Here is a 13,345-nt window from a genome sequence, read left to right on the forward strand (position 1 = left end):
ACGTTGCCCGCGCTGGTTCAGCGTGCCCGGCGGATCACCCGCCGAGCGCACCTCCGGCGCCGCCCGCCTCGGCCTCGGCCAGAGCGTCCGTCGTCAGGTGGATGACACCGTAGTCGTAGGCGTGCCGCCGGTAGACGACACTGGGCTCCTTCGTCTCGGAGTCGACGAAGAGATAGAAATCGTGCCCGACCAGCTCCATCTCGTAGAGCGCCTGGTCGAGCGTCATCGGTGCCGCGACGTGGGTCTTCTCGCGGACCACCAGCGGTCCTTCGCCCTGCACTTCGAGCGGGCCGATCCTGGTGGTGGGGACGGCGGGCGCCGCTTCCTCGGTGACGAGCGTCCCGTTGGCGTTGATGGCTGCGGCATCCGGCACCACCGTACCGACCTCGGCGGCCGACAGCCTGCCGTTGCCACGGCGCGTGTGGCGCTTGTCGTGCTGCTTCCGCAGCCGTGCCTCCAGCTTCCCCGTGGCGAGGTCCAGCGCCGCGTACGGGTCGGCGGCCGACGCCTCGGCCCGGATCACCGGACCACGCGAGTGAAGCGTGATCTCCACCCGGTCGGAACGGTCGGCCTGCCGCGGGTTGGGCTCCTTGGACACCTCGACGTCCAGGCTGATCACCTTGCCGTCGAGCTTCTGGATCTTGTCCAGCTTCAGCTTCTCGGCCACGTGCTTGCGGAACCTCTCGGGCACCTCGGTCTTGCGGCCCTTGACGACGATGTCCACGCAGAACTCCGTTCCCGGATAGCCCCGCTTCAGCGGCGGGGCGTCTCCCTTTTGCACCAGGTTCCGGTGCTCACCGGAACCTCGGACTTGGTGACTTTCACCTCCTCCTCCCCAGTCGACAAGGTCCCCACCCCATCGACTTCGGGCTGAAGAGAAAACCCGAAGCGCAGCCGTTCACATAAACCTATGAGGTGCAGGCTCTGCTTTTCCTCACAACCGAACATAGCTCGCTCGGACGTATGTCGGCACCCGCTACCGGTGCGTACCTCCGATCAAGTGCTTTTCCTCTGTCTCCACCTGCAACGATCCAAGTTCCCCGTCAGTTCCGGTTTATTCCGAAAGAGAGCGCCGGTGCCGCGACCACAGCCGCGTTCAACTGGCCGGATGCGGGAATCAGCCGTTCTCGGGTGGCACTCAGTGCACGGGCCGCCTCCACGAGCGAAGCCCCCGTTGTCATGAGATCGTCCACCAGTACGGCCCGGCCGCCCTCCAGCAGCCGGCCGCCCCCGGCGGTCACTTCCAGGGCCCCCGCCAGGTTCGCGCCCCGCTCCCGGGCGCTCAGACCCGACTGGTCGTACACCGCGCGCCGCTGCCTGAGCACCGCGAGCACCCGGGCCGGTACCCCGGCGCGCCGTAGTTCGCCCGCGGCCGCCAGCGCGATCCGGCGCGCCGGATCGTGCCCGCGCGCCCTGACCGCCCCGGGCGCGGACGGCACGGGTACGAGCAGCAGCGGCCCCGCCGCCCCGGCCGGTGAACCGGCCGTCGCACCCCGTACCGCGCCCGCCAGCGCGACACCCAGCGGTCCGGCCAGCCCCAGCGCGCCCCGTTCCTTGTGCCCGAGCAGCACGGCCCGTACCGCGTCCTCGTACGGAGCGGCGGCATGGACCACCGGCAGCCCCGGCGGCTCGGGACACGGGCGCACCCGGCGCGCACCCGCGCCGTACAGGGCCTGCCCGCACTCCGGGCACAGGAGCGTCCGCGGCCTGCCGCAGCCGCCGCACGCGACCGGCAGCACCAGGCCGGAGATCTCCCGCCACCACCCGCGCATGGCACCCACCCTGCCGGGCCGCGCCCGCGACAGCCACCCCTGTGGAAAACCCAGAGGGGCCGGAAGCCGGGAACCTGCACCTGCACCTGTTGCGGAAACGGGGGGCGGAAGCGGGCCGGCTAGCCCGGGTAGACCGGGGACGATCCCTTGCTGACCACGGTCTTCCAGTTGGCGCCCGGCGGCAACCGCACAATCCCGTCCTCCAGCGAGTGCGCCAGCAGCGGCAGCCGGTCGTCGTCCGCCGAGGCGACCGCCGTCACCCGGTTCGCGCCCGGCACCGACTGGGCGTCCGACGTCGAACCGTCCGTCTGCAGGTACCGCAGTTGCTGCACCCCGCCGGACTCGCGGCCGACCACCACCAGACGGCTGCGGCCGGCCCAGGACACGGCCGTCACTTCCTCCATCTGCGGGGCGATGGGCCGCAGGTCGGCAACGGACACTTCCGGCTTGTCATCGGGCCCGTGCCGCTCGACCCGGCCGAGCTTCAAGGTCGTCCGGCCGTCCTGCGAGACCAGCAGAGCGATCCGTACACCGTCCGCCGACACCTTCAGGGCTTCGACACGAGCCCCGTCGAGGCCGTCGACGACCTTGACCTCCTCCGGCTCGCCCTCGCCGCCCGCCAGCCGCAGGAGCCGCGGCTGGCGGGGGTCCCGGTCGGCCACCCACAGGTCGCCCCGGCCGTCCCAGCTCGGCGCCGAGAGACGGTCCGTCTTCTCCTTGGCGCTGCTGGTCAGCACCGGCTCCCGTGGCTCGCCGTCCGAGACGACGGACGCCACATACAGCGCGTGCGCCTCCTGCGAGACCCCTGCCGCCCGCCGTTCGTCGCGCGCCACCGCGACCGCGCCGAGCTGCCGCTCGCCGTTGCCGAAGGGGCCCGGCACGGGGTCGGCCTCATCGTCGGCGTCGGCGTTCTCGGTGTTGGCCACCATCCGTACGAGACGCTGCTTGGTGTCGAGGAAGTACTGGTAGTCGGGGCTCCCCGAAGCGCGTTCCGGAGCGAAGTCCTGCGCCTGGTCGCCGCCGAGCACGCACAGCGCCGAGCCGTCCGACCGCTGCAGCTCCACCTGGCCGGCCCGGTACGACGTCAGGTCCCGCAGGGTGAACAGCAGTTGGGCCGCCATCTCCCTGCACCGCTTCTGGCCGACGTTGGACGCCTTCCCGTTGAGCGGCACCTTGAGAGCGTTGCGGTCGTCGAACACCAGCGACTTGGTGCCCTCCTTCAGCTTCAGTGCCGTACCCGTGGGAAAACTCGAGCTCACCACCGGCTTCAGCCAGTTGGTCGGGCCGCTCAGCAGCGCCTCGACCGTCTGCGTCACCGGGTCCATCTGGGTCTGCGGGTCCATGCGCTTGCGCACATAGATCGGGTCGGCGACCAGCCACGGGTGGGCGGCCCCGGTCCGCTCGGACGACGTACCCGAGGCGAAGTAGTACTTGTTGACAGAGCTGTAGATGCGCTCGAAGTCCGACTCGCCGAGCACCAGGCCCTGCGGCAGACCGTCGATGCGCCACTCCTGGCCGTCCGGACCGCTCTGCCTGCTGAGATGGATCGTCTCGTGGTACTCGCGGTTGACCGGCCGGTACGCGCGCTGCCCGTTCACCTCGGCGATCTCCGTGCCGGTCAGCGCGTACGTATAGACCCCGCCCTCGCGGTCACTGGCCCGCTGGTCCTGGGGCACCGGGCCGTTGGCCAGCACCGTGACCCGGCTCGGGTCCCATGTGTCGGACGCCTTCTTCGTCAGGTACTTGCGGGCCGTGGCGAACTGCGGGTCGTCGCCCGTCATCGCCTCCAGGAACCCCTCGACGATCTCGTTGGGCTGCGCCCCGTCCCTCGGGGCCATCCCGTACACCCGCACCTGCGAGTCACCGCGCGGAGAAGCGTCCACGGCCTCCACGTCACCGCTGTCCGGCATGGACGCACAGCCGGCCAGCAGCACGCCGCACCCCAGCAGCACCGGCGTACGGGGCACCCGCCACCGGCCGCCGCGTCCTCGCTCAGTGCCCACGGGTGCTGTCCTTCCGCTCCGCCTGCGATGAACTGTCGCCGTCGCCCGCCGGGCGCGCCACCACCCGGGCCCCACTGCCCGGCAGCGCCGTCGGGTCCGCCGTGGGCACCGCGCGCGACGCCGTCGGCAGCGGCGACCGCTCGGCACCCGGCTGAGCGGGCACGGTCGCGAGCCGGTGCGCGCCGCTGTCCGGCCCGTTGCCCGCGATCCGGCTGTCCGCCTCCGCGCGCTCGCGCCCACGCCGTGAATCCTCGGGTTCCAGCGGAATCGGCGAGCCGCGCAGCGACTCGTCCGCCGTACGCGGCAGGGTCAGCCTGAACTGCGATCCGCCGCCCGGCTCTCCCCACGCCTGCAGCCAGCCGCCGTGCAGCCGCGCGTCCTCGACGGCGATGGACAGCCCGAGGCCGGTCCCGCCGGTGGTACGCGCCCGCGCCGGATCGGCACGCCAGAACCGGTTGAAGACCCGCGTCGCCTCCCCCGGCTTGAGCCCGACGCCGTAGTCACGGACCGCCACGGCGACCGCTCCGCCCGCGGCGCCCAGCCGGACCACGACGTCCCGGCCCTCACCGTGCTCGACGGCGTTGACCACGAGATTGCGCAGGACGCGCTCCACGCGCCGGGCATCGGCCTCGGCGACGACGGGCTGTTCGTCACCGGTCACCCGTATCCGGGTTCCCTTGCGCTCGGCCAGCGGCTCGGCGCCCTCGATGACCCGGCGTACGACCTCACGCAGGTCTATCGGCTCGGCCTCCAGGGCCGCCGCGCCCGCGTCGAACCGGCTGATCTCCAGCAGGTCGGCGAGCAGCGACTCGAACCGGTCCAGCTGCCCGGCGAGCAGCTCGGCGGACCGCGCCGTCACCGGGTCGAAGTCGGAACGCGCCTCATGGATGACGTCGGCGGCCATCCGTACGGTCGTCAGCGGTGTGCGCAGCTCGTGCGAGACGTCCGAGACGAAGCGCCGCTGCAGCCGGGACAGCTCCTCCAGCTGCTGGATCTTGACCTGCAAATTCTGCGCCATCTTGTTGAAGGCCTCACCGAGCCGGGCGATGTCGTCCTCGCCCGTGACCTTCATACGCTCCTGGAGCCGGCCGGCGGACAGCCGCTCGGCGACCCCCGCGGCCATGCGCACGGGCGTGACGACCTGTCGCACGACCAGCCACGCGATGCCGCCGAACAGGACGACGACGAACACTCCCGCGGTGGCGAGCGTGGTCTTCACCAGGCTCAGCGACTCCTCCTCCTGCGTCAGCGGGAAGAGGTAGTAGAGCTGGTAGGGCTGGCCGCTGTTGTCGTTCAGCTGCTTGCCGATGACCAGGCCCGGTTCGGGATCCTGCGCGTCCGTGTACGTGATCCGGACAAAGGCCTTGTACGCCTTGCCGGTCCCCTCGTCGATGGCGTCCCGCAGTTTCTGCGGCACGCTCGCACTCTGGTTCACGCCGCCCGAGGCGCGCGGCCCCCGGTTGATGGAACTCTCGTCGTCCGAGTCGGCGCTCAGCGCCACCACGTGGAAGGCCTGCCGGCCGCCACTGGCCAGCTGCTCGACCAGCTCGGTCCGCCAGTTGGTGGAGTTGCGGGCGGCAGCCCGGATCTCCGAGCTGTCACCGGCCCCCGCACCCGTTCCCGCGACGGCACGGGCCTTCTCCTCCGCCACGTCGAATCCACCGGCCGCCTGGCTCTGGGCGGCCTCCTGCTTCGCGTCGAGCAGGCCGTTGCGCACCTGCCACATCACGACGAAACCGAGCAGCAGCACCACACCGAGCGACATCAGCAGCGAGCCGACGACCACGCGCAGCTGGATGTTCCGCCGCCACAGCCGCAGGGAGGGCAGCAACGGCCGGCGCACCCAGCGCGCGAAGAGCCGCAGCGCGGGCCCGCCCTGCAGAAAACGGCCGCCCCTGGACGCGGGCATCCCTCGCCGGGGACCGGCAGCCCGCCCCGTACGGACTCCCGGCTCCCCGGGCATCGGAGCAGCGCTGCCTCGGGTCATGTCAGCTCGGTCCGGCCTTGTAGCCGACCCCGCGGACGGTCACGACGATCTCCGGCCGCTCGGGGTCCTTCTCGACCTTCGAGCGCAGCCGCTGAACATGGACATTGACCAGCCGGGTGTCCGCGGCATGGCGATATCCCCACACCTGCTCCAGCAGCACCTCGCGGGTGAACACCTGCCACGGCTTACGGGCGAGCGCGACCAGCAGGTCGAACTCGAGCGGGGTCAGGGCGATGGACTGCCCCTCACGCTTCACGGAGTGCCCGGCCACGTCAATGACCAGGTCCCCGATCGCCAGCTGTTCCGGCGCCGGCTCCTCCGACCTCCTCAGTCGCGCCCTGATACGGGCGACGAGCTCCTTGGGCTTGAACGGCTTGACGATGTAGTCGTCAGCACCGGACTCCAGCCCAACGACCACATCTACGGTGTCGCTCTTGGCGGTGAGCATCACGATCGGCACCCCGGACTCGGCCCGGATCAGCCGGCAGACTTCGATGCCGTCCCGTCCGGGCAGCATGAGATCCAGCAGCACCAGGTCGGGCTTGGCCTCCCTGAATGCGGCAAGTGCCTTGTCGCCATCCGCTACGAACGACGGTTCAAATCCTTCACCACGCAGCACAATGCCGAGCATCTCGGCCAGTGCGGTGTCGTCGTCGACGACAAGGACGCGTCCCTTCATAAACGACATCATCCCATTAGCTAATCGTTACCTGGCGTGACCTGGCACACAGCTCTGCCAGTCCGGCCCCCGTGACCGGGGAAATCGCACCCTGTTCCGTGACGATCGCGGTCACCAGCTCCGGCGGCGTTACGTCGAAAGCCGGGTTGTACGCCTGTGTTCCCAACGGCGCCACAGGCATCCCGGCCCCCATCCCGGCATCGGAACCGGCCACCGGAATCAACGGCACGGTGAACTCTGTCACCTCCTGCCCCGACCGCTGCTCCACCTCGATGGACGCACCGTCCGGAGTGCCGAGATCCACGGTCGTCACAGGTGCGACGACAATGAACGGTACGTGGTGGTACTTGGCCAGTACCGCGAGCGGATAGCTCCCCACCTTGTTCGCCACCGAACCGTCGGCGGCGATCCGGTCCGCCCCGATCAGTACGGCGTCCACCTCACCGGCGGCGAACAGCGAACCCGCCGCGTTGTCCGTGAGCAGCGTGTACGCCATCCCGTTGCGGGCCGCCTCGTACGTCGTGAGCCTGGCCCCCTGCAGCAGCGGGCGGGTCTCGTCGACCCACAGCCGCCGCAGCCTGCCTGTCCGGTGCGCCGCCAGCGCCACTGCGAACGCCGTGCCCTCACCGCCCGAGACCAGCGCCCCGGTGTTGCAGTGGGTCAGGATCCGGTGCCCGCCCCCTGGCAGCAGCTCCTCCAGCAGAACCAGCCCGTGCTCCGCCATGCGCACGCTGGCCTCGGCGTCGGCCCGGTGCAGTTCCCGCGCCGCGGCCAGCGCGGACGCCGCCGCCCCCTCGGTGTCCGCCCCCTTCCCGACGGCCGCCCGGTAGGCCTCCGCCGCGAGCCGCACCCCGTACCCGAGATTCACCGCAGTGGGCCGCGCCCGCTGCAGCAGCGCCGCGGCCTCGTCCACGTCGTACCCCCGCGCGGCGGCCAGAGCTACGCCGTAGGCACCGGCGAGGCCCAGCAGCGGTGCCCCGCGGACGGCGAGCGTCTGGATGGCCTGCACCAGGGCAGGCACATCCGTACAGACCAGCTCGACCTCCTCGGCGGGCAGCCGCGTCTGGTCGAGCAGCACCAGCACGGGCCCCTCGGGCGGTTCCTCCCAGCGCAGCGAAGGGAGCGCGGGCGGCTTGGCGCCCGCTGGGAATTGCGCGTCCTGATCAGCCATCTGCCCAGTCTGCCGGTGAGGCACCGACAATTGAAGGTCCAAAGGAGATACGGGGCCCGGCCCACCGGCAGGTCCCCCATGACACGATGGCTGTCAACCTGCCGCCGCGACCGCGGGCGGGCACCGTGAAGGAGCGACAATGAACGACTCTCCGGGCTGGGCCTCGCCCGGATCTGCCCCCTCCGACGACCAGAAGTCCGGCGTTCCCCGGCCCGCCGAGCCGGCCGACCAGAACGACGCCGCGTCGAAGTGGTCCAAGGCGCAGCCGCCGGCCGGCCAGTGGTCCGCGCCCACCGCCCCCGGTGGGCCCCCGAGCCTTCCGCAGCAGCCCGCGCCGAACTGGGGCGGCAGGCCCCAGGGAGGCGGCTGGGGAGGCCCGCCCCCCGCCGCCAAGCCGGGAGTGATCCCGCTGCGCCCGCTCGGGGTCGGCGAGATCCTCGACGGAGCGGTGTCGACACTGCGCGCCCACTGGCGCACCGTCCTCGGCATCACGGTCACCGTCGCCGTGGTCACGCAGATCTGCGACGTCCTGATCCAGCGCTACCTGCTGCCCGAACCGGCCCAGGTCGACCCGAACGCCACGCCGTCCGAGGCCCTGAGCCAGTCCCTCGACGCGATGCAAACCACCCTGGTCGGTGCGTCCCCCTCCTTCGTGATCACCCTCATCGCCACGCTCTTCACCACGGCGCTGCTCACCATGGTGGTCAGCCGCTCCGTACTCGGCCGCCCCGTCACGCTCTCCGACGCCTGGCGCGAGGCCAAGCCCCGGCTGCCGCAGCTGCTCGGCCTGACCCTGCTGCTCACCGCCATGACCGTCGGAATCATGGTGGTCGGCATCGCGCCCGGATTCCTGCTCGGCTCCGGAGCAGGAATCGCGCTGTCGCTGCTGGGCGGTCTCGCGGCCTTCGTCGTCACCCTGTGGCTGATGATCCGCTTCAGCCTCGCCTCCCCCGCACTGATGCTGGAGCGGCAGGGCATCATGAAGTCCCTGACCCGGTCCGCCAAGCTGGTGAGCGGCGCCTGGTGGCGCATCTTCGGCATCCTCCTGCTCACGGGCCTCCTGACCTTCATCGTGTCGATGATCATCGCCGTACCGTTCGGTCTCATCGCCTACGCCGCGGACGACGGTCTGGGCGGACTCCTCACCGGGCAGGCGCCCGAATTCGGCTGGCCCTTCCTGATCATCACCGGTATCGGCGCAGTGATCGCCTCCTCGATCACCTACCCGATCTCCGCCGGTGTGAGTGTCCTGCTCTACGTGGACCAGCGCATCCGCCGTGAGGCCCTCGACCTCGAACTCGCCCGCGCCGCGGGCCTCCCCGGCTACGGCCCCCAGCAGCCCACCGACACCACTCCCGGAGGCTGATGCGGTGTCCGCGGCGGGGGGCAGGACAGCGGCGCGCCTCTGGGCTCGCGCAAGTGACGACGTACCGGTGGACACTCCACGCGTCCCGGCCCGCGAGGCCGCGGAACGCGAACTGTCCAAGCCGATGTACCACGAGAACGACCCGAATCTCCTCGAGCGTGCCATCGACCGCTTCTGGGAGTGGGTCAACGACCTGTTCACCGCCGCTTCCGGAGCCACACCCGGGGGCGCGGTCGGACTCGTGGTCGTCGTCGTGCTCGTCGTGCTCCTCGTCGTCGGCCTGTGGCTGCGCCTCGGCACCCCGCAGCGCACACCTTCCTCCGAAGGCGCGCTGTTCGACGAAGGCCCGCGCAGCGCGGCGGAGCACCGCACCGCCGCAGAGGAACACGCCGCCGCGCACCGCTGGAACCAGGCCGTCCAGGAGCGCATGCGAGCCGTCGTGCGCTCCCTGGAGGAGCGGGCACTCCTCGACCCGCGCCCCGGTCGCACCGCGGACGAGGCCGCGGCGGAAGCCGGACGTTCCCTGCCCGGCCACGCCGACCGGCTGCGCGCCGCCGCCCGCGAGTTCGACGACGTCATATACGGCGGCCGCACCGCCGACGGGCAGGCGTACCGGCGCCTGAGCGAACTCGACTCCGACCTCCGGCGCACGAAGCCACTGCTCGACGCCACGGTCCAGGGAGCTGCCGAATGACCGGAGCTCCCGCACTCTCCACATCGACCGCCCTCACCGTCCGCCAGGTCTGGACGCGCAGCCGCGGTCTCCTCCTGGGGGCGGTCGTCGTCCTGGTCGCCGGGATCGCCATCGCCGCCGCACGCTCCGGCGACCAGCACGGCAGCCTCGACCCCCGCTCCGCGGACCCTCAGGGCAGCCGCGCCGTCGCCGAACTTCTCGCAGCCCGCGGTGTCACCACCCGCGTGGTCACCACCCTCGGCGAAGCCACGAGCGCGGCAGCACCCGGCACCACTCTCCTGGTGACGACCCCCGATCTCCTGACACCCCACCAGCAGAGGCAGCTCCGCACGGCGGTACAGGACTCCGGCGCCCGCACCGTCCTCCTCGCCCCGGGCACCCCTTCCGTGTCCACCCTCGCACCGGGTGTACGCGCCTCGGCCCGCACCGCCGTGTCGGCACGCTCCCCCCAGTGCTCGCTGCCCGCCGCACTCCGCGCCGGCGACGCCGACACCGGCGGAATCCGCTACACCACCGACGTCCCCGGCAACGACGCCTGCTACCTCAGCGACGGCCTCCCCACCGTTCTCCGCGTCCCTGCCCCAGCAGACGGCGACACCGTCCTGCTGGGCGCGCCGGACATCCTCCACAACGACCGCCTCGACAAACAGGGCAACGCCTCGCTCGCCCTTCAACTCCTCGGTTCCCGGCCTCACCTCGTCTGGTACCTCCCCTCGCTCGGCGACGCCTCGGCCACCGACGGCGGCAAAAGCAGCTTCTACGACCTGGTCCCTCCGGGCTGGCTCTGGGGAACACTCCAACTCGCCCTCGCCGCCGTGCTCACCGCCGTCTGGCGCGCCCGCCGGCTCGGCCCCCTCGTCACCGAACAGCTCCCCGTAGCCGTCCGGGCCTCCGAAACCACCGAAGGCCGCGCCCGCCTCTACCGCAGGGCCAACGCCCGCGACCGCGCGGCCTCGGCCCTGCGCTCGGCGACCCGCACCCGGCTGGCCCCCCTTCTCGGCGTGCCCCTCTCCCGGGCCCACGCCTCCGACGTCCTGCTCCCAGCCGTCTCCGCCCACCTGCCGACGACCGGCCGGGACCTTCCGGCCCTCCTCTTCGGCACCGCACCCCCCGACGACGCCGGCCTCATCCGCCTGGTAGACGAACTCGACGCCCTCGAAAGAGAGGTACGCGCTTCATGAGCGCCCAGCCCGCAGAGAACCCGGACAGCGCCCGAGCCTCGCTCGAAGCCCTGCGCACCGAGATCGCAAAGGCCGTGGTCGGCCAGGATCCCGCTGTCACCGGACTCGTCGTAGCCCTCCTCTGCCGAGGCCACGTCCTGCTCGAAGGAGTCCCCGGAGTGGCCAAGACGCTGCTCGTCCGCGCACTCGCGGCCTCCCTCGAGCTGGACACGAAACGCGTCCAGTTCACCCCCGACCTCATGCCCAGTGACGTCACGGGCTCCCTGGTCTACGACGCCCGCACCGCCGAGTTCTCCTTCCAGCCCGGTCCCGTCTTCACCAACCTCCTGCTCGCGGACGAAATCAACCGCACGCCTCCCAAGACCCAGGCATCTCTCCTGGAGGCAATGGAGGAACGACAGGTCACGGTCGACGGCACCCCCCGCCCCCTGCCCGACCCCTTCCTGGTCGCCGCGACCCAGAACCCCGTGGAGTACGAGGGCACTTACCCTCTCCCCGAGGCCCAGCTGGACCGCTTCCTCCTCAAGCTCACGGTTCCGCTCCCGTCCCGCGAGGACGAGATCGGCATCCTGACCCGCCACGCGGAGGGCTTCAATCCCCGTGACCTGCAGGCCGCGGGCCTACGCCCGGCTGCCGGCCCCGCCGACCTGGAGGCGGCCCGCGCCGCCGTGGCCAAGACCTCTGTCTCCGCGGAGATCACCGGCTATGTCGTGGATATCTGTCGAGCCACCCGCGAATCCCCCTCGCTCGCTCTCGGCGTCTCCCCTCGAGGCGCCACCGCCCTGCTCTCCACCGCCCGGGCCTGGGCCTGGCTCACCGGCCGGGACTATGTCATTCCCGATGATGTGAAAGCCCTGGCCCTCCCCACCTTGCGCCACCGCATCCAGCTCCGGCCCGAGGCCGAGATGGAAGGAGTCACCGCAGACTCCGTCATCACCGCGATCCTCACCCACGTCCCCGTCCCCCGCTGAGGCGATGACTGTGGCTCTCACCGGACGAACCGCACTCCTCGCGGCCCTCGGCTCGATCCCCATCGGCATCCTCGCGCCGAACTGGTCCGGGGTCCTCGCCGTGAACGCTCCCCTCACACTCGCAATTCTGTGCGACTACGCCCTGGCCGCACCAGTGCGAAAGCTCCGTTTCACCCGAAGTGGTGACACGTCAGTTCGACTGGGTGACAGTGCTGAGATCCAGCTGACCGTCACCAACCCCTCGGGCCGCCCCCTGCGTGGCCAGCTCCGCGACGCCTGGCCGCCCAGCAGCTGGCCCACGGGCACCGAACAGACAGCATCACGTCACAAACTGGCGATCCCCGCCGGCGAGCGCCGTCGCCTCACCACCGTCCTCCGGCCCACCCGCCGCGGCGACCGCCACTCAGAACGGATCACCGTCCGCTCGTTCGGACCTCTCGGTCTCGCAGCCCGTCAGGGCACCCACCGAGTCCCCTGGACGGTCCGCGTCCTGCCTCCCTTCACAAGCCGGAAGCACCTCCCCTCCAAGCTGGCCCGCCTTCGCGAACTCGACGGCCGCACCAGCGTCCTGACACGCGGCGAAGGAACCGAATTCGACAGCCTTCGCGACTACGTGCCCGGTGACGACATCCGCTCCATCGACTGGCGTGCCACCGCCCGGCAGAACACCGTCGCCGTACGCACGTGGCGCCCGGAACGCGACCGCCACATCCTTCTCGTCCTCGATACCGGCCGCACGTCGGCCGGCCGCGTCGGCGACGTACCGCGCCTGGACGCATCAATGGACGCGGCTCTTCTCCTCGCCGCTCTCGCCTCGCGGGCGGGAGACCGAGTGGACCTGCTCGCCTACGACCGCCGCGTCCGCGCCCAGGTCCAGGGCCGCACCGCAGGTGACGTCCTGCCCGCGCTCGTCAATGCCCTGGCTCCCCTGGAGTCCGCGCTGGTGGAAACCGACGCCCGGGGCCTCAGCGCAATGGCTTTGGCCAACGCCCCCCGGCGCTCCCTGGTCGTGCTGCTCACCAGCCTGGACGCCGCACCGGTCGAGGAGGGCCTCCTCCCCGTGCTCCCGCAGCTCACCCAGCGCCACACCGTCCTGGTGGCTTCAGTGGCAGATCCTCGCATCGAACAGATGGCAACCAGCCGTGGCACAGCGGACGCAGTCTACGAAGCCGCCGCCGGCACACAGGCTCAGCAGCAACGCCGCCACACGGCAGAAAAGCTCATCCGCCACAACGTCACCGTCGTTGACGCCTTCCCCGACGACCTGGCCCCGGCCCTCGCCGACGCCTATCTCGCACTGAAGACAGCAGGCCGCCTATAAAAAACTCACACGGAAAGGCCCTACCGACGGCCGGCCTGAGGAACCTGAGGAAATGGCCCCGGAACGCAGAAAAGCCCCGCACCAGGAGGTGCGGAGCTTTCCCACAATAATTGTTCGGCGGTGTCCTACTCTCCCACAGGGTCCCCCCTGCAGTACCATCGGCGCTGAAAGGCTTAGCTTCCGGGTTCGGAATGTAACCG

General features: G+C 71.0%; 11 protein-coding genes and 1 rRNA gene. 5 read left to right on the top strand and 7 right to left on the bottom strand.

Going from position 1 to position 13,345, the window contains the following annotated elements; all coding sequences use genetic code 11:
• Positions 1–34 precede the first annotated feature (34 nt).
• The 6 genes from hpf to mtnA all read right to left on the bottom strand — a co-directional run bounded on the left by hpf (position 35) and on the right by mtnA (position 7,612).
• On the bottom strand, positions 35–724 hold the full coding sequence (hpf, locus tag ACWD0Y_RS29390; protein ID WP_450263357.1) for a ribosome hibernation-promoting factor, HPF/YfiA family: 690 nt from the start codon (positions 722–724) through the stop codon (positions 35–37).
• A gap of 319 nt (positions 725–1,043) precedes the next feature.
• A complete protein-coding gene (locus ACWD0Y_RS29395) occupies positions 1,044–1,772 on the bottom strand; it encodes a ComF family protein (RefSeq protein WP_450263349.1) in 729 nt (242 codons plus the stop codon).
• Between the two features lie 119 nt (positions 1,773–1,891).
• A complete protein-coding gene (locus tag ACWD0Y_RS29400) occupies positions 1,892–3,775 on the bottom strand; it encodes an LpqB family beta-propeller domain-containing protein (RefSeq protein ID WP_450263350.1) in 1,884 nt (627 codons plus the stop codon).
• Positions 3,765–5,762 (bottom strand): MtrAB system histidine kinase MtrB, encoded by a 1,998-nt coding sequence (gene mtrB, locus ACWD0Y_RS29405; RefSeq protein WP_450263351.1) that lies wholly within the window; start codon positions 5,760–5,762, stop codon positions 3,765–3,767. The genes ACWD0Y_RS29400 and mtrB overlap by 11 nt, the downstream gene beginning before the upstream one ends.
• Before the next feature lies 1 nt (position 5,763).
• Positions 5,764–6,453, bottom strand: a complete 690-nt coding sequence (gene mtrA / locus ACWD0Y_RS29410) for a two-component system response regulator MtrA (protein WP_187281934.1) — start codon at positions 6,451–6,453, stop codon at positions 5,764–5,766.
• 4 nt (positions 6,454–6,457) lie between these two features.
• The gene (mtnA, locus tag ACWD0Y_RS29415) at positions 6,458–7,612 is read right to left on the bottom strand and encodes an S-methyl-5-thioribose-1-phosphate isomerase (RefSeq protein ID WP_450263352.1); all 1,155 of its coding nucleotides are present in this window, start codon (positions 7,610–7,612) and stop codon (positions 6,458–6,460) included.
• 139 nt (positions 7,613–7,751) lie between these two features.
• Here mtnA and ACWD0Y_RS29420 point away from each other — a divergent pair, with 139 nt between their 5' ends.
• Genes ACWD0Y_RS29420 through ACWD0Y_RS29440 form a run of 5 tightly spaced genes read left to right on the top strand, consistent with a single transcriptional unit; the run spans position 7,752 to position 13,145 of the window.
• Positions 7,752–8,978 carry a DUF7544 domain-containing protein gene (locus ACWD0Y_RS29420; protein ID WP_450263353.1) on the top strand — a complete coding sequence of 409 codons (1,227 nt, stop codon included), beginning with the start codon at positions 7,752–7,754 and terminating at the stop codon, positions 8,976–8,978.
• Between the two features lie 4 nt (positions 8,979–8,982).
• Positions 8,983–9,672 carry a DUF4129 domain-containing protein gene (locus ACWD0Y_RS29425; protein ID WP_450263354.1) on the top strand — a complete coding sequence of 230 codons (690 nt, stop codon included), beginning with the start codon at positions 8,983–8,985 and terminating at the stop codon, positions 9,670–9,672.
• Positions 9,669–10,853 carry a DUF4350 domain-containing protein gene (locus tag ACWD0Y_RS29430; protein ID WP_450263355.1) on the top strand — a complete coding sequence of 395 codons (1,185 nt, stop codon included), beginning with the start codon at positions 9,669–9,671 and terminating at the stop codon, positions 10,851–10,853. The genes ACWD0Y_RS29425 and ACWD0Y_RS29430 overlap by 4 nt, the downstream gene beginning before the upstream one ends.
• The gene (locus tag ACWD0Y_RS29435; protein WP_450263356.1) at positions 10,850–11,824 is read left to right on the top strand and encodes an AAA family ATPase; all 975 of its coding nucleotides are present in this window, start codon (positions 10,850–10,852) and stop codon (positions 11,822–11,824) included. Before ACWD0Y_RS29430 ends, ACWD0Y_RS29435 begins: the two co-directional genes overlap by 4 nt.
• 10 nt (positions 11,825–11,834) lie before the next feature.
• Positions 11,835–13,145: a DUF58 domain-containing protein gene (locus tag ACWD0Y_RS29440; RefSeq protein ID WP_450263358.1), complete on the top strand. Its 1,311-nt coding sequence runs from the start codon at positions 11,835–11,837 to the stop codon at positions 13,143–13,145.
• 112 nt (positions 13,146–13,257) lie between these two features.
• Here the strand turns inward: ACWD0Y_RS29440 and rrf are convergent.
• Positions 13,258–13,345, bottom strand: a 5S ribosomal RNA gene (gene rrf / locus ACWD0Y_RS29445); the annotation flags it as partial.

It is taken from the genome of Streptomyces altiplanensis, assembly GCF_053591575.1.